The organism is Alkalinema sp. FACHB-956 (genome assembly GCF_014697025.1).
In the GTDB taxonomy this organism is placed as follows: Bacteria; Cyanobacteriota; Cyanobacteriia; order Leptolyngbyales; family Leptolyngbyaceae; genus Alkalinema.
In genome coordinates, this window is the sequence record NZ_JACJRC010000032.1 from 25,483 (window position 1) to 41,868 (window position 16,386).

The following is a 16,386-nucleotide window of genomic DNA, read 5'->3' on the forward strand; positions in this document are numbered from 1 at the left end:
GATTCAGTTCATACTTGCATTTTGCATTGATCGCACATCACTACGGGGTGAAATAGATCAGTAGTGGAATAAACAATAGAAAACTCGGGGCTTCAGTATCGTTACGGTGGAAGCCTCGAGTTTTTTGTTGTTCTTTGTTGCGCTTTTCTGCGATCGCTTTTGTAACTTAAATAGATCACAGGCTCGGCCTACTGGTATTAGGCTTACTTGGTTTCCATCCAGTTATCTCCCGCATGAATTTCCACCACGAGGGGTACCGTTAATTCAACCGCCTGCTCCATCGTATTTTTGATCACAGACTGTAACTCTGGCCAAATGTTCGGTTCTACTTCTAGCACTAATTCATCGTGCACTTGTAGCAATAAATTCGCGTCATACTGCTTTAGTTGCTCATGTAACCGAATCATGGCCAGTTTAATAATATCCGCACTGGAACCCTGAATCGGTGCATTGGCCGCCGCCCGCAGTAACTGAGCATCGTACTGATCCCGTAATTTAATCTGACTTAAATCGATCGTGTTGGGATCTTCCCCCCGTAACCGTTTCAGCACATCACTCCCGAAGGAGAAATAACGCCGCCGCCCACAAATCGTTTCCACATAGCCCTGGGCGATCGCGTCCCGTTGCATTTGTTGTAAGTAGGCAAACACGCGGGGATAGCGTTCGTTAAAGCGATCGATAAACCGTTTTGCCTCGGTCGCTTTGACCCCGGCTTCCCGCGCAAACCGCTGGGCACCCATGCCATAGATCACACCGAAGTTAATAATTTTCGCCAATCGCCGCTCTTCGGATGTGATCTCTTCCTTCTCAAATAGCAAGGTAGCCGTTAAACGGTGGACATCCTGGTTATTGCGATAGGCATCCAAGAGCGTCGGTTCCTGACTCAGGTGGGCTAAAATCCGCAGTTCAATCTGGGAATAATCCGCCCCCACCAGTAACCACCCCTGTTTCGGCAGAAATGCCTTGCGAATTTGCCGACTGAAAGCTGTGCGGATGGGAATATTCTGCAAGTTCGGTTCCGAGGACGATAAGCGCCCCGTAGCCGTCACAGCTTGGTTGAAATCCGTATGCACCCGCTGGGTATCGGTACGCACCAGGGTAGGCAGTTTATCAATGTAGGTTGATTTCAATTTTGACAAAGTGCGATGCTCAATAATGGCATCAATCACAGGGTGATCTCCTTGAAGTTTCTCCAGCGTTGCTGCGTCCGTTGAGTAACCTGTTTTCGTTTTTTTGGATTTCTTTCGATCGAGCCCCAATTGATCAAACAATAATTCACTCAGTTGCTTCGGCGATCCCAAATTAAAGGTCTGTCCTGCATCCTGGTGTGCTTGTTCTTCCAGCTTTTGCAAATCCTGTTCTAGGGTTTTAGAGAATTCATTCAGATAGCCACTATCGATGCGAATCCCGATCGTTTCCATTTCTGCCAATACGGGTTCTAAGGGCAGTTCCACCGTTTCAAACAATTTCCGTAGGCTGGGAATCTGTTGTAATTGCTCCTGGAGCTTGGCTCGTAGTAGAAATGTGGTGTACACATCCGCACCACAGTAATTGGCTGCCGCCGCGATCGACACATCCGCGATCGTTTTGCCCTTAGGAACTAATTGGTCATAGCTTTGCTGGGTCACCCCCAAATGGATTTCACTCAGTTCCTTCAGTCCATGTTTCTGTTCGGGATTGATAACATAGCTAGCCAGCATCGTGTCAAACACCACCCCCGCCAACTGAACGCCCTGGAATCGCAGAATGAGGCGATCGTATTTGGCATTTTGCAGCACCTTGGGATAGTCCGCACTTTCCAAAATGGGTCGTAGAGTTTCCAGCACCTGGTGTTTCGGCAAATTTTGACCTGTGGTGTGGTGTAGGGGAATATAGGCCATCCCATCGGAGGTTCCCGCCCAACAGCAGCCAATCCCCACCAATTCCGCATCGCGGGGTTCCAATGATGTCGTTTCCGTATCCCAAGCCACAGGCAGGTTAATATCCGTCTGTTGTTTTAGCCGTTCTACTAGTTCGTTGAGTTGCTCTATCGTATCCACAATCCAGGGCGTAATCTTCATCGTTGGCGGAGGAGTTGCCGCTTCGGTTTCCTCAGGGCTAAAGAACCAAGTATCGTCAAAACTATCGTCGATCGAATTCGCACGATTCGCTGCAGACTTCCCAGAATCCACACCCGCAGACTCACTCACCTCCCCCGATAGTCGCTGCCGCAGCTTTTCCAGCTTGGATTTAAACGTGCGGAATTCCAAACGTTCCATTTCCCGTTCCACCGCCTGACTGTCAAAGGGGCGTAACTGACAATCTTCAAGCTGCACCGGCAACGGAGTATCGAGATGAATTTGAGCCATCCATTGGGAATGGAGCGCTGAGTCTTTTCCATCTTCTAATTTTTTCTTGACGGCTCCCTTGAGTTGTTCGATCGCGTCATAAATCCCGTGCAAGGAACCGTAGGTATTAATCAGTTGAGCCGCCGTTTTTTCCCCAATGCCCCGCACCCCCGGAATATTGTCCGAGGTATCCCCACAGAGGGCTTTGAAGTCCACAATTTGTGAAGGCAAAACCCCCATTTTATCTTTGACTTCCTCCAGTCCAAATTCCTTGGGGGGCGGAGTCGCTTTACCAAAGGTGGTGCTCATGTAGAGGATTTTGATGCGGCCTGCGTCATCCACCAGTTGAAATAAATCCCGATCACCGCTCAATACTTTAACCTGAAACCCTTCCGCACTGGCTTTGCGCGCCATGGTGCCAATCACATCATCGGCCTCATAACCGGGAGACACCACAATTTGCAAATTCATCGCCTTGAGGACTTCCTGCAAATTATCCAGATCGGGAATAAAGTCCTCGGGGGTTTCCGCGCGGTTGGCTTTGTAGGTCTCGTCGGCCTCGTGGCGATAGGTGGCCCCCCCGAGATCAAAGGCGATCGCGATATAGTCGGGATTTTCCGCTTCGATCGTTTCTAGCAACGCTTTGATGAACCCATAGGAAACGCTAGTAGGAATTCCAGTGGAAGTGCGAAGTCCGCCATCACGACCCTTGGCAAAGGCATAATAGGATCGGAACGCGAGTGAGTGTCCGTCTACAAGGAGCAGTTTTGGAGAGGCAGTCATCGGTGCGACCCAGAAAAATCAACATCCTCCATTGTATAAGGCGAGGGGGTATCAGGCTAAGGGAAGATCAGGCGATGTTCTTCCCTGGAAGCTGAGACTGACGATTTGAAACGATTCAAACGTTTTTGAAACGATAATGTAGCATGGTAGGCAGGATCAGGGAGACGCACGGCCAATGATCACGGGTGAGTTGAAATCCAAAGTTGATAAATTATGGACAACCTTTTGGAACAACGGCATTAGCAATCCCCTCTCGATCATTGAACAAATTTCCTATTTACTATTCCTGAAACGGTTAGATGATTTGGAACTTGCCAAAGAACGCAAGGCTGAGCCGCTTTGTCGATCGATTGATCATCCTGTTTTCACCCCAGAACAGCAGCATTTGCGTTGGTCACAGTTCAGGCATCTTAATTCTCCAGAAGAAATGTTGCGGATTGTCCGAGATGAGGCATTTCCGTGGATGAAAACCTTAGGGCAAGGGGCAAGCAAGACAGCCTACACCCAACATATGCAGGATGCCATTTTTTTGATCACCTCTCCGGCCTTGCTAGCAGCGGTGGTGGAGCAAATTGAACAAATTCCCATGGACGATCGGGATACGAAGGGGGATCTGTATGAGTACATGCTCTCAAAACTCAATACAGCGGGCACCAACGGCCAGTTTCGCACCCCCCGCCACATTATCCAGATGGTGGTGGAACTGATGGCTCCGGGGATACAGGATACGATTTGTGATCCAGCCTGTGGGACAGGTGGCTTCTTAGTCGCAGCAGCGGAATACGTGCAGAAATTGAGGGATCAAGCCGGAAATTTACAACTGAATACACCGAGTCATCGAGCCCATTTTGACCATGACATGTTCCATGGCTTCGATTTTGATGGAACCATGCTCCGCATCAGCAGCATGAATTTGTTACTGCACGGCATTGAAGATCCTACCATCAAGGCACAGGATTCGCTGGCAGAAGATCATGCGGGGGTGCAGGAAGCCTTTACGATGATTTTGGCAAATCCTCCGTTCAAAGGTTCAGTCGAGAAATCCACGATCGCCCAGAATCTGACCCAAACGATTCGCACCACCAAGACGGAGCTATTGTTTCTAGCGTTGTTTTTGCGGTTGCTGAAGCCGGGGGGACGGGCAGCGGTCATTGTGCCGGATGGCGTCTTATTTGGATCTTCTAAGGCGCACCAAGAGATTCGCAAAGTGCTATTGGAAAACCATCGGGTGGATGGCATTATTTCCATGCCTTCAGGGGTCTTTAAGCCCTATTCAGGCGTATCCACCGCGATCGTAATGTTTACGAAGCTGGGGGTATCCCAGGGAGGAACGGATTGGGTTTGGTTTTATGACATGCAGGCGGATGGATTTTCATTGGATGATAAGCGGCAACCGTCCGCAGACAATGATATTCCGGAGGTGTTACACCGTTGGCAAACCCGTGACCCGGCAAAGCAGACCGATCGCCGTTGCAAAGCATTTTTTGTGTCCCGTGGGGAAATTGCAGCAAATGGCTATGACCTATCGATGAATCGCTATCGGGAGGCCCCCTATCAAGCCGTGGCCTACGACGCACCTCAGGTGATTTTAAACCGATTACGGGTCTTGGAGAATGAGATTCGGGCTGATCTCGATGCGATCGAAAAAATGTTGGGATAATAGGGGTAACTGTAGCCCGTTCTTTTGGAGGTGTGGCTTCTATGACAGTTGCAATGACTGCGATGGGGTTAGCAGACTTCTTGGCCTACGAAGATGGCACCGAAACCCTGCATGAGTTGGAAGATGGAGCATTAATTGTTATGCCGCCGGAAAGCGATCGAAATCGTCGGATTGCAACGTTTTTGATGATTTATTTAGCCCAGTGCGGTGTCTTACCCCAGTACTTAACCATGAAAACCGAGTTGGTCGTGATGGGGGCGCGGGTTGGAGTGCGGGTGCCGGATTTGATGGTGTTGTCAGAAGAGTTAGCGGCAGAACTGGCTGGGGCCACCCGATCGACGGTCACACTAGAGATGCCTCCTCCTCGGTTAGTCGTAGAAGTGGTGTCTCCGGGAAAGGAGAATATCGATCGGGATTATCGCTATAAGCGATCGCAGTATGAAGCGCGGGGAATTGCGGAGTATTGGATCGTTGATCCGATCGTGGATCGAGTCACCATCCTGACGCGGATAGAGGGGCTCTATGAAACCGCAACGTTTGAGGGTGAAATGGCCATTCGATCGGCGTTATTGGCAGAGTTCGCGCCTAACCAGCAATTGACCGCAGCCCAGGTTTTAGCATCTGGCACATAACAGCAGTTCGAGGAGAGATAGAATGGGCGTTGAGAATAAGCAGCAAGTCATTCGCTTAGTTGAGGATCATCACCAAGTCTTACAACAATTGGGGGTGAATCGTTTTGGATTGTGTGGTTCATTTCGACGCGATGAGATGACCAAAGTCAGTGATGTAGATGTATTGGTGATATTTCAGCCAGGAATGAAGACGTTTGCTAACTTTATGGATCTATGTTTCTTCTTAGAGGAGCTATTTGGGCGGAAAGTCGATCTTTTAACACCAGAGTCATTAAGTCCTTATTTAAAAGATAAAATTCTCGCTGAGGTGGAATATGTCTCGTTCCCTTAGGGTGTATTTACTGCATATTCTAGAGGAAACAACTTATCTACTGGAAACCTGTGAAGGGCTCAATAAACAGGATGTTCTCAATAACGCAACGTTTCAAAGATCTTTTGTAAGAAGTTTAGAAGTAATCGGCGAAGCTACCAAAAACTTACCAGAAGATTTTAGGCAAAGGCATCCACACATTCCCTGGAGACGAATGGCTGGTATGCGAGACAAGTTAATTCATGACTATTTTGGAGTGGATTATGATATCGTTTGGGATGTGGTTGTCCATCAAATCCCAGAGCTACACGACCAGATCGAAACCCTAATTCAGAGAATTCAGATCAACGAATAAAGAAATTTAGATCGGTTGACATAGTAGACAAATATATCAATGAATTGGCAACATGTTTCTCTACGATCGATCGCGACAGTCATCACGAAAGGAACCACCCCAACGTCGATCGGTCATGGGTTTTCTGACACTGGAATTCCATTCCTACGAGTTCACAATATTCACAATCATCACATCAGCCTTGACGATGTTCTCTTCATTGATGAAACGACTGATGAAGCCCTAGCTCGCTCCCGCATTTACCCCAAGGACGTACTAGTTTCGATCGCGGGAACTGTGGGAAGAACCGCTGTCGTTCCACCGGAGGCTCCCCCAATGAACTGTAACCAAGCGGTTGCCATTATTCGACCGCAAGATGGAGTTAATCCCTATTATTTATCCTATTGGTTCAACACCGAAGCAGCAATTCAGCAGATTCAAGGGTTACAAGTCACTGGTACGATCGCGAATCTAAGTCTCAGCGGAATCCAGACCCTACACCTTCCTTTGCCTTCCCTGCCCGAACAACAGCGAATGGTCGCCATTTTGGATCGGGCCCATGCGGTGCGACAGAAGCGCAAGCAGGCCATTCAATTAATGGAAGACCTGCTGCGATCGATCTTTCTAGATCAATTCGGCGATTCCGTTACCAAGCCGAAAGGCTGGAATCGGCTAACGTTAGGGGAAATGGCTAGCATTCAGAAGGGCTTACACGTCACGCCCAAACGGCAAGACTACCCTTTAGAAGTACCCTATTTGCGCGTTGCCAATGTGTACCGAGATCAGCTGCACCTAGAGGATCTCAAAACCATGCGAGTCACCCCCCAAGAACTCCAAAAAATCAAACTCGAAAAAGGCGATCTACTCTTAGTAGAAGGCCATGGAAACCCTGAAGAAATTGGCCGATCGGCAGTTTGGGACGGTTCCATGCAAACTTGTGTCTATCAAAATCATCTGATTCGGGTCAGAGTCGATCCCAAGATCGCCGATCCCACTTACATCAGCACCTATCTCAACAGCGAAGGCGGTCGTCGGCAATTCACAAAATTTGGGAAAACAACATCGGGACTCAATACGATTACTGCATCCAACGTAAAAGCAATCACGATCGTCTGTCCTCCCCTAGAATTGCAACAACAATATTGTGAATGGCAACGGCAACTCACCCACACCCTTCAGATTGCCCAAGCAAGTTTCCAGGAATCCGAAGCTCTGTTCAACACGCTTCTCCAACGTACCTTTCGCGGAGAATTACAGCCGGTTCCGCCCCGTTAAACTCATTCGGGCAATGGCATCTGCAGTTTGATGCTATCTTTCAAGCTTGTATTCACTCACAATCGGTCTGATCTGCGATCGCAAACTGGCTCTTACCCGCCTGTTTAGCTCGATACATCGCCGTATCCGCCTGTTTCAGCAACGTTTCTAGATCTTCCGCATGGTTGGGATACAGACTAATTCCAATGCTGGTGGTGACTCGCACGGTGTGACCCTCTAGGATAAACGGTTGAGCGAGGGTGTGGAGTATTTTTTCCGCCACCCGAATCACCTCCTGAATTCCAGGAACCGCTGGCAAAATGACTGTAAATTCATCACCGCCCAATCGTGCCACCGTATCACTTGCCCGCAGGCAGCAGGTCAACCGTTTCGACACCGATCGCAATAACTGATCGCCAATCCCATGGCCTAACGTATCATTCACTTGTTTAAAACCGTCCAGATCCAGAAATAGCAAAGCAACCTGGCGGCGGTTGACCTCCGCCCATTCGATCGCTGCTTGCAGTTTTTCTTGGAAGTACTGACGGTTCGGGAGTCCTGTTAATGGATCATGATTGGCGAGGTAACTTAAACGATTTTGGGATTGCCGCAACTCTTCATTGGACTTCGACAATTCCGCTGTGGTACGGCGCAATTCTTCCTCCACACTCTTACGCTGGGTAATATCCCGAATCACCCCAACAAGGAATAAATTACCCGCCGCATCCTTGTGCAGCGATCGCTTGGTCGCAATGCAATAGGTGGTTCCGTAAATGTTGGTCAATTGTTCTTCGTTTTCCTGCTCGGTTTCCCGCCGAAACACTTGAGCGTCCTGCTGCCAGAACACATCGGCTTCCTGCTTGGGAAACACATCGTAAACGGTGCGTCCAACCAGATCCGCAACGGGAACCCCCACAAAGCGGGCATAGGCTTCGTTCAGCACAATCCAATGATGCTGTTTATCTTTGACAAACACAGGATCAGGAATCGTATCAATCACCCGCCGCAGAAATTCCGTCGATCGCTTCAACTCCTCTTCCGAATGGGCGACATAGCTGGTAATCGCTGCTGCTGCCCCTACAAGGCCCAGAATCGGGGGAACAACAGGAATCATCCAGCTATAACGAAACGCTGCATAGCCTAACCCAACCACAATCATGCAAGCCAGACTAATCGCGGCTAACGATCGCCGGGGTGTCCGCAATCGCCAACACATTGCCGTCCCCAACCACGTCCAGAGCCCAATCCACAACCACTCCAGGGGCTCGGCCCCATTGCGCAAAAGGGGACGCTGATCCAAAACAGCACTAATGATTTGACTGACAAAGTGGGCCTGCAACTCCACACCACTCATCAATTGCGTACGCTGGTGCTTACCCACGAGATAGGGATCAGAATTGTACGGGGTGGCGGAAAAGTCTTTCAGGCTGGTGGCCGTTGATCCAATCAGGACAATGCGATCGCGGAGCTCATCCTGGGAAAGACGACGCTCTAGCACATGGCTTAGGGGAATCATGCGGAAAGAGCCGGTCTTGCCTCGGAAATTGACCCAGACTTGGTAAGCACCGACATCCGCCCGGACGTAATTTCCATCATCCGCCTTGAGTTGCTGAAACACAGCGGAACCCAGTTTTAAATTACGGGAATTAGGCGTAGCAGGCTTGGGCGCAATGCCATAGGGAGCCAGGTAAAGCTGCGCTAACTTGAGGGCAAAACTTTCTTGATAGCGGGGACGATGTTCTGTCTGCCAGTAGAGAATCGATCGCCGTACGGTTTGGTCTGGGTCGAGAATAATATTATTGAATCCCACTTGTCCCAATTCATCCAACGGAGCCGGAGGCTTGATGCCAGCCGCATTACTTTGATCCGGCAGTTGCTCAATGCCGATCAAATTGGGCATGGATTTCATCACATTCACCAGTTCAGGATACTGACGATCGTTGGGTAAATCTCGATAGAGATCCAAGCCGATCGCCCGCGGCTGGGCGGCCTTGAGGGTTTGCAAAAGCTGCGTCAAGGTTTGATTGGAAATTGGCCAGCCCCCCGCCTGCTGAAGATCGCCCTCCTCAATCGCAACAATGACAATCCGGTGATCGATCGGTTCAGTGGGGCGTAGGCGAAAAAATTGATCACTCACGCTAAATTCCCAGCCTTGCAGAATTCCCGTTGACCGCAATGCAATGATGCAGCCTGCTACCCCAACCGCTGTCAACAGGGTGCCACTCCTTGCCCAAACTCGTCGGCAACGATCGACCCATACCGATCGCGACTGAACTTGGGCAGAGGCACTAGATTGACGGGGATGCAAAAATCGGAGAATCACTGCTAGCAAAGGCGTAGGCGAGTATCAAGCAAAAACACTCTATCGATTGATACATTCACTCGTTGGCCCCCAATCTTTTCGGCCAACCGATGCAACACCATCCATGCTGATGCAACATCACAAGTGTCAGTATTAGACTATCAAGCGCGAATCAATCCTACAAAATGTAAGTTGGAATGGCCTTTTGGAAAATCATACTTGGGAGATAAAAATCATTAAATTAAGTTTTTTGTCGAGATTGAGCAACCCACTCAATGACCTGATGTCCAAGGCGGACATGGCTGAGCCGATCGATCTCCCGAATGCCCGTGGGACTGGTGACATTCACTTCCGTCAGGTAACCACCAATGATATCAATGCCGACGAAGATGAGACCATCCCGCCGCAGGGTCGGCGCAAGTTGGGTGCAAATTTCCCGATCGCGATCGGTGATATCAATTTGGTCAGCCCGTCCCCCAACGGCCATGTTGCCCCGGAACTCTTCCCCGGTGGGAACACGATTCACTGCACCGATCGGCTCGCCATCCAGCAAAATCACCCGCTTATCCCCCTGCTTGGCGTCGGGGAGATAGGTTTGCACCATGATGGGCAGGCGGCCTTGGTGGGTGCTGATTTCAACCAGGGAGTTGAAGTTGCGATCGCCCGGTTCCAGAAACAAAATCCCTTCTCCTGCCTTGCCCCCCAGAGGTTTGAGCACCGCTGCCCCCTGGTCTTCCAAGAACTTGCGGATGACTTGTTTATCTTGGGTGACGATCGTCGTGGGGACGGCCTCGGTAAATTGCAGGGCATACATCTTTTCGTTGGCGGCCCGTAACCCACTGGGCGCATTCAGCACCAAGGTCTTGCGGCGATCGATGTAGTCCAAAATATAGGTCGTGTAGAGGTAGAGGGTATCCACCGGCGGATCGACCCGCATAAAGACCGCATCCATGGACTCCAACGGTTGCAACGACGATTCGCCGAGCGTATACCAATGGGCAACCGCCACCCAGCGATTGGCCCCTGGCGTAACCGGAATCAGTTGCACAGGTTGCAGCGTGGCCCAAGCTTTGCCGTCGATGACGCTGAGTTGGTTGGCATAGGTGATCCAAACTTCGTGGCCCAGTTCCTGCGCAGCTTCCATCATGGCAACGCTGGAATCATGGGTTGGATCAAGGTGATCGATCGGGTCAATGATGAATGTCAGTCTCACGAAAGGGTTCCTCTGATTCAGCAAACGAAACGTCTCTCACCATAGCGCAAACTGACTGATTCCCTGTGTCCACCCGATCGACGGCTCAATCGGCGCGATCGAGGGGCTCCCCCGACTCTTCTCCGTTATCTCCGAGGAAGCTTACTGGGATTGGTACTCCTCCAGCAGGCGCAGGGTTTGTTCATATAGTTCAAGCCCTAGAACGCGGATCAGATCCGCCTTTTCCTGCTCTAGCAGCAGTGGAAACTGTTCCCCCAACTTGCCTTGCAGGATAGTCAGCAAGCCTGCCGCCTGTCGCCACTCCGACGCCTCCAGGAAATGCAGGTAATGGATCGCCAGCATACCTGCATAGACCACTTGATCCATCTCCCCCAATTGGTAGCAAGCCTCCGCCATGGCAATCAAATTAATTCCATAGAGATAAATATCTCCCGATAGGCGCAGGGAACTGAGACCCGTCTTGATGTGGGCCAGGGCCTGCTCCGGTTGGCTGAGGGCAATGTAGGCAATCCCCAAACTGGTAGCGCACAGTCCTTCGCAGACGGGGTCTTCCAAGACATGGGCCACTTGCAGACCTTGGGTCAGGTAGGCCATGGCAGGTTCGTAGACCTCCGGCGCGAGTTCTAGGGCTTGGGCACGGCAAACTTCGCTATAGCCCAAGTTCGCCAAAGCATGGGCTTCCCCGAGCCGATCGCCGTGTTGCCGACTCAGGATTAAGGCCCGTTGGCTGTAGTCGATCGCGGCCTCGTACTGCTTGAGGGCGACGGAGGTCTGGCCCATCATGTTGAGGGCTGCCACCTCGCAGAGGCTGTCGGCGGCAGCTTGGGCAATTTCGCGGGCGGAGGTGTAGATTTCCAGGGCATCGCGATGCAGCCCCCGATTGCGCAGGAAGGAGCCTAGCAGGGTCAACAGCCGCGCCTTTTCCTGGGTGCCGTCCACTTGGCGCAGGGGGGCGCTGAGGTAGTCCATGGCCGATCGAAAGTTGTTGGTACCGATGATGCCAAAGCTGCTGTTGTAGAAAGGAAAGTACGATCGCTGGGCCAGGGTGCGCAGAACTTGCAGAGCCGCTCGAAAGGCAGCGGTGGCGTACTGTTCGCGGTGGTGGGAATTAAGTAACGTGGCATGGGTCAGCCCATTGGCCAAGCCCACCCACACGGCCGAAAAGCCGACAAAAATGGCGGCACTCAGCTTCGCTCCCAGCTTGGAATCGTAGACCCGCTGATCCGCCCAGATGCCTAACCCCTGTTGCAGCCGCTGCAAAACCAAGGTCAGTTCCACCCAATCCTGCATTTTGACGGCGGTTTGTTGGGAGGCCCAGACATCGATCGCCTGATCCAGTTCGATCGCGTGAAAGAGCGATCGGGGCAGACTGCCGATCGGTTGCTTGGCCCAGTAGCCCCAGGGACTCAGCCGTTGGCTACTTTCCGTAAAGCCCAAACCCTGCCGTTCGTAAATCCAGGCCACGAGGTGTTCCCGGAGCGCCTGCCAGGATTGCAGTCCTTGCAGAATGCCCGCTGCTAGTTGCTGCAAATCCTGTTTGGTGTCGGGATCGGTGAAGGCTTGGCGCAGGGCGATCGCTAACTGGTTGAGTTGATCGGTCGTGAGGGGATTGGCCTGGTTCGGATCAATCACCGTCAGAAAGGCCAGTAACCGTTGCTGCGGTTCAGCGGTGGTGATTTGGTGGATGGCAGTGGCGATCGTGCCTCGGGCTTGGTTGTCCTGTTGGTAGCGGCTCCAGGCACTTTCCAAGGTTTTCAGCGCGCGCAGGGCCCGTTGGGCTTTGGCTTGTTTCAGTTCATCACGGGAATCTTCCGCCTGTTGCTGGGTGCTGCTACTGCGATCGGTCAAACAGGTGGAAAATTCTTCATCACTGCCCGGTTCCAGTTCCTCCACCAACATCTCATACACCTGCTCCTTCGATCGGATTTGACCTTTTAGCGTCATTTGCACAATGTTTTCGATCAAGGTGGTGTAACGGGCTTGGAGATCGGCCATGGAGGGTGGTATTCAGGGAAAAACAGCTTGTACTTCCAGAGTAAAGGATGAACTTAAAAGGTGGAAGGATCGATCGAGAATCTCTCACGGGGGATCCGATCGAAGGAGGTGGCCCAGCGGTGCAGTCAGCCTGCGATCGATGCATGTAGCAGTGCGATCGTTCGGGGGCTAGCCCTGACTAATTCCGGTGATGGTTGCTGTAACGAATTCTCGCTCCGGCCCATTGCAACTTCTCTTCTAGAGTACGGTAATAGGAGTAATTTTCCCGCAGTATAATAAACTGCGCTTCACAGTCCGCCACCCGAATATCCACCCGCTGTCCCGGCCAAATGGCAGTAGCTAACACCCCATCCATCCAGAGCTTGGTATTTACATCAGGATCCATGAGCGGCCAGATACTCACGATGCAACCGGGAGGCAGCACGATCGGACGGCTGGATAGACTGAGGGGACAGATGGGTGTCACGACGATCGCTTCCATACCGGGATGGACGATTGGGCCATTGGCTGCCACGGTGTAGCAGGTGGAACCCGTGGGCGTGGCGACGATCAGCCCATCCCCCTGGTACTGATCCACCACTTCGCCGTCGATTTCCATTTCCAGGATGGAAGTCAGCATGCGATCGGCGGCAGCGGGTTTAATACACATTTCGTTGAGGGCGAGAAACGTATCGCTCTGGGGTTCCCGATCGCGGTGGCCTTCGTAAATGGCCGCTTGCAGCATCATGCGCCGTTGGATGGCATAGCGATCGTCCAAGAGCCGATCCCAAATGGTTTCGCTGTCGAAGTCATCGGGCGACTCCGCCAGAAAGCCCAAATGGCCGCCGATGTTGACCGCCAAAATGGGAATTTGGGCTGCGGCCAGGTTGCGGGCAGCGCTCAGGGCAGCTCCATCCCCCCCGAGAACTACTGCGAGATCGATCGAATTCCGTACCGAGCCGAGAAACACCGGGTAGGGATTATCGTGGGGGCCACTGGGGCCAAGGAGGACGTTAATCCCGCGTTGCTCTAGGGCTTGGGCACACCGTTCCGCCGATCGCTTGGCCAGGGCATCCCCTGATTTGTAGGCCACAATCACCTGTTCCAGCTTCATGCGCTATCCTGCTGCCGAAATTGCTTTTCCTTAAGCTACTCTGCTTTGGCAAAGGAGGGACAATGCTGGTGAGCTAAATTCTGGGCAGGACAGACAACTGCCTTAGATGACAGTAGATAGACCCAGGAAATTAGATAGACCCACGGGCTTGAGATTCCAGCCGCAGGCGGCCATCAAGCGATTTCGTTGGCTTTTTTCGCCCATTCAATATCCTTGAGCGTAATGCCCCCTGCATCATGGGTCGTCAGTTCGACCGTGACGCGATTGTAGACATTAAACCACTCTGGGTGGTGTCCCATGGCCTCCGACACCAGCGCCATACTGGCCATAAAGCCAAACGCCCGCACAAAATCAGCAAATTGGAACTGGCGGTAGAGTTTGCCGTTTTGCACTGACCATCCTTCTAGTTGGCTCAGTTGGCTTTCCAGATCTTGGGGGGATAACACGATCGCCATGGGCACTCCTGATTATTTTTAGGTAGATAGATAAAATTTGGCAGAGAGCTTGTTTAAAGAACTTGGCAGAGAACTTGCTGCGAGAAATTGGCAGAGAATCAGAACTCCTGAAATCACGAAGTCCGGCTTAAACCGCCATTTTGAGGGGGATTTCGCAGCGATCGCCCGGTTTGGGTTCCAGGACTTGGGTGGCTAGACCTTTGGCTGTGAGTTGTTTTTGCAGATCCGCAGGGCCACCATCGGCAGACAGGAGCTTGATTAACATCCCATCAAATTCAATATCTCCCCCGGCAGCGGTGGGCAGCATGACTTGAGGCTTGACCCATTGCGCCAATTCCAGCGCACTGGAGGTGCCTTTAATAAAAGATCCCAGCAATGGCAATTTCAGATCCACCATGGGTGTCAGCACCACATCGATCGTGCCTTGCTTCTTCAGTTCTGGGGAATGGTAGCCGTGGGGTTCATAGTACAGCGTTGTCCCCTGGGTCAAATCTTTGAGCAGGTAAGCATTTTCCTTCGTAGTCGGGCCGACGGGTGAGCCTTCCAACGCTTGGACTTTAACCGTCTTATCCAAGGTAAAAACGTGGTGGTGGGGAAGGGCCGTCACTTGGGCGAATCCCAGCGATTCTGCAACTTTGGCCGCATTGGGCGAACCCACCACGGGAATGGACTTGTCCAGTGCCTTGAGGGTGGCAGGATGGGCGTGATCTTCTAACCCTTGGGAGAGCAAAATCAGATCAATATTTTCGGGAATGGCCCGATCGTGGCTGCGAAACCCTCGGAAAAACCATTTCGCGTTGCCGAACATCAAGTCATCAACCAACCAAGGATCGAGGAGAATCCGCTTACCAGCCAGTTCAATCAGCCAAGAGTTGCTATCAAGCCAAGTCAAGTACATTGGAAAATTGGAAAGTGAAGGACGGGATCTCTTTCAGGGTAGCACCCTCGATTCTGTCCTGGTTTATCCCTGGGTTGTTTTCCCAGGGTCGTGTTCCCTGGGTCGTTTTCACGAGAATGCTTACATTGGCAGTTGCAAGGGGCCTTTACGCCCAGGCATCCTGATCGCCCACCAGTTCCACTTCGAAGGTTTCGCCCATGGTCGTCACCCGATCGCCATTGACTAACTTACGACCTCGCCGCAGTTCGATCGTGCCGTTGACCCGCACCCGACCATCTTGGATTAACAGTTTGGCTTGGCCACCGGTGTCCACAACACCGACTAATTTCAGAAATTGATCCAGTTTGATAAAGTCAGCCATGGGGAGAGGCTACCGCTAGTGGTGGTGGGGTGAAATGTGAAATTCTAGGAAGCGCTTACAACTCATCGATCGTCACTAATCCGCCCTCTATGAATTGAATCACAAGTTCTTGCTCATTCAGCATCGCCGTTCCAATCAGAGGTCTGCGCCCTGTCGCAAACACACGGATATCCCGCTCCACGCCATTCCAAAAAATTGTTGCTTGATGAACGGCTAAAGAAACTGTGCTGTTATCTGCCAAATTCACAGGCAGGTTATACAAGAATGGAAGCCTCAGCAAATTTACCGCTTCTGGTGGTAAACACAGGTAATCCGTAAAACCGGTATCTACAACAAACTCGATCGGGAAAGTTGAACCATTTACCAAGAGAAATGTCAATGATACGATCGCATGTCTGTCAGTCACTATACCGGAAATCACTGCTCACCCTCTCCATAACACCCCCTAACGAAGCCGCTACATTGTAGCCAATGCGAATCCCAAAAAGTCTTGCAAAGGGATGTTTTGCATTGAGATTGTGTGCTGCTTGCAGTCCAGTTTCATCAATCTCGTAGTCACCTGTCTCAATATCAATGATGACCATCTTACCAATATTTTCCTCCGTCTCAACGACTTGACGGATTTGGTTATCGTAAAGTTGGTTGGCACGTTTCGCGACTTCTTCGCTGCTTAATAGGATCGCTTGCATCATTGACCCCCGATCGCTACGCTATCTCTTTGAATTCTTTCATACTAACCTACGAATAGTATGATGAGCATTGCCCACCC

The 16,386-nt window shown here is 51.4% G+C and carries 15 protein-coding genes; 5 read left to right on the plus strand and 10 right to left on the minus strand.

All coding sequences use genetic code 11. The annotated features are described in order from the left end of the window. Positions 1–203: 203 nt before the first annotated feature. Positions 204–3,110 (minus strand): DNA polymerase I, encoded by a 2,907-nt coding sequence (polA, locus tag H6G21_RS22090; RefSeq protein WP_190576071.1) that lies wholly within the window; start codon positions 3,108–3,110, stop codon positions 204–206. 175 nt (positions 3,111–3,285) lie between these two features. On the opposite strand from polA, the gene H6G21_RS22095 reads away from it, so the two are divergent. From H6G21_RS22095 to H6G21_RS22115, 5 genes are read left to right on the plus strand one after another with little or no spacing between them, the layout of a single operon-like run. Next, positions 3,286–4,770, plus strand: a complete 1,485-nt coding sequence (locus H6G21_RS22095) for a class I SAM-dependent DNA methyltransferase (protein WP_190576073.1) — start codon at positions 3,286–3,288, stop codon at positions 4,768–4,770. Positions 4,771–4,811: 41 nt separating this feature from the next. Then, a complete protein-coding gene (locus tag H6G21_RS22100; RefSeq protein ID WP_190576075.1) occupies positions 4,812–5,402 on the plus strand; it encodes a Uma2 family endonuclease in 591 nt (196 codons plus the stop codon). Positions 5,403–5,424: 22 nt separating this feature from the next. After that, positions 5,425–5,733, plus strand: a complete 309-nt coding sequence (locus H6G21_RS22105; RefSeq protein ID WP_190576077.1) for a nucleotidyltransferase family protein — start codon at positions 5,425–5,427, stop codon at positions 5,731–5,733. Next, entirely contained in the window at positions 5,717–6,067 is a 351-nt protein-coding gene (locus H6G21_RS22110) for a DUF86 domain-containing protein (protein WP_190576079.1), read from the plus strand. Before H6G21_RS22105 ends, H6G21_RS22110 begins: the two co-directional genes overlap by 17 nt. 39 nt (positions 6,068–6,106) lie before the next feature. Then, positions 6,107–7,321 (plus strand): restriction endonuclease subunit S, encoded by a 1,215-nt coding sequence (locus tag H6G21_RS22115; protein ID WP_190576081.1) that lies wholly within the window; start codon positions 6,107–6,109, stop codon positions 7,319–7,321. A gap of 52 nt (positions 7,322–7,373) precedes the next feature. Here H6G21_RS22115 and H6G21_RS22120 read toward each other — a convergent pair whose 3' ends face one another. The 9 genes from H6G21_RS22120 to H6G21_RS22160 form a co-directional block, all read right to left on the minus strand. Beyond that, positions 7,374–9,608, minus strand: a complete 2,235-nt coding sequence (locus H6G21_RS22120) for a CHASE2 domain-containing protein (RefSeq protein WP_190576083.1) — start codon at positions 9,606–9,608, stop codon at positions 7,374–7,376. A 235-nt stretch (positions 9,609–9,843) separates the two neighbouring features. Continuing rightward, a complete protein-coding gene (gshB, locus tag H6G21_RS22125) occupies positions 9,844–10,815 on the minus strand; it encodes a glutathione synthase (protein WP_190576085.1) in 972 nt (323 codons plus the stop codon). Positions 10,816–10,956: 141 nt separating this feature from the next. Beyond that, positions 10,957–12,810, minus strand: coding sequence for a tetratricopeptide repeat protein (locus tag H6G21_RS22130; RefSeq protein WP_190576087.1), 1,854 nt, complete (start codon positions 12,808–12,810; stop codon positions 10,957–10,959). A gap of 178 nt (positions 12,811–12,988) precedes the next feature. Beyond that, a complete protein-coding gene (locus tag H6G21_RS22135; protein ID WP_190576089.1) occupies positions 12,989–13,903 on the minus strand; it encodes an NAD(+) kinase in 915 nt (304 codons plus the stop codon). Between the two features lie 173 nt (positions 13,904–14,076). Next, the gene (locus tag H6G21_RS22140) at positions 14,077–14,358 is read right to left on the minus strand and encodes a 4a-hydroxytetrahydrobiopterin dehydratase (protein ID WP_190576091.1); all 282 of its coding nucleotides are present in this window, start codon (positions 14,356–14,358) and stop codon (positions 14,077–14,079) included. 127 nt (positions 14,359–14,485) lie between these two features. After that, the gene (locus H6G21_RS22145) at positions 14,486–15,256 is read right to left on the minus strand and encodes an MBL fold metallo-hydrolase (RefSeq protein WP_190576093.1); all 771 of its coding nucleotides are present in this window, start codon (positions 15,254–15,256) and stop codon (positions 14,486–14,488) included. 145 nt (positions 15,257–15,401) lie between these two features. After that, complete coding sequence (locus H6G21_RS22150) at positions 15,402–15,617, minus strand: RNA-binding S4 domain-containing protein (protein WP_190576095.1); 216 nt, start codon at positions 15,615–15,617, stop codon at positions 15,402–15,404. A gap of 55 nt (positions 15,618–15,672) precedes the next feature. Next, positions 15,673–16,038, minus strand: a complete 366-nt coding sequence (locus H6G21_RS22155) for a clan AA aspartic protease (protein ID WP_190576096.1) — start codon at positions 16,036–16,038, stop codon at positions 15,673–15,675. Continuing rightward, positions 16,016–16,306: a hypothetical protein gene (locus H6G21_RS22160; RefSeq protein ID WP_190576125.1), complete on the minus strand. Its 291-nt coding sequence runs from the start codon at positions 16,304–16,306 to the stop codon at positions 16,016–16,018. The genes H6G21_RS22155 and H6G21_RS22160 overlap by 23 nt, the downstream gene beginning before the upstream one ends. Positions 16,307–16,386 lie beyond the last annotated feature (80 nt).

Excerpts from the sequence above, each read along its gene's own strand:
- H6G21_RS22095 (WP_190576073.1), top strand. The coding sequence starts at position 3,286 with ATGATCACGGGTGAGTTGAAATCCAAAGTTGATAAATTATGGACAACC.
- H6G21_RS22140 (WP_190576091.1), bottom strand. The coding sequence starts at position 14,358 with ATGGCGATCGTGTTATCCCCCCAAGATCTGGAAAGCCAACTGAGCCAA.
- polA (WP_190576071.1), bottom strand. The coding sequence starts at position 3,110 with ATGACTGCCTCTCCAAAACTGCTCCTTGTAGACGGACACTCACTCGCG.
- H6G21_RS22105 (WP_190576077.1), top strand. The coding sequence starts at position 5,425 with ATGGGCGTTGAGAATAAGCAGCAAGTCATTCGCTTAGTTGAGGATCAT.
- H6G21_RS22130 (WP_190576087.1), bottom strand. The coding sequence starts at position 12,810 with ATGGCCGATCTCCAAGCCCGTTACACCACCTTGATCGAAAACATTGTG.
- H6G21_RS22135 (WP_190576089.1), bottom strand. The coding sequence starts at position 13,903 with ATGAAGCTGGAACAGGTGATTGTGGCCTACAAATCAGGGGATGCCCTG.
- H6G21_RS22115 (WP_190576081.1), top strand. The coding sequence starts at position 6,107 with ATGAATTGGCAACATGTTTCTCTACGATCGATCGCGACAGTCATCACG.
- H6G21_RS22145 (WP_190576093.1), bottom strand. The coding sequence starts at position 15,256 with ATGTACTTGACTTGGCTTGATAGCAACTCTTGGCTGATTGAACTGGCT.
- H6G21_RS22150 (WP_190576095.1), bottom strand. The coding sequence starts at position 15,617 with ATGGCTGACTTTATCAAACTGGATCAATTTCTGAAATTAGTCGGTGTT.
- H6G21_RS22160 (WP_190576125.1), bottom strand. The coding sequence starts at position 16,306 with ATGCAAGCGATCCTATTAAGCAGCGAAGAAGTCGCGAAACGTGCCAAC.
- H6G21_RS22100 (WP_190576075.1), top strand. The coding sequence starts at position 4,812 with ATGACAGTTGCAATGACTGCGATGGGGTTAGCAGACTTCTTGGCCTAC.
- H6G21_RS22110 (WP_190576079.1), top strand. The coding sequence starts at position 5,717 with ATGTCTCGTTCCCTTAGGGTGTATTTACTGCATATTCTAGAGGAAACA.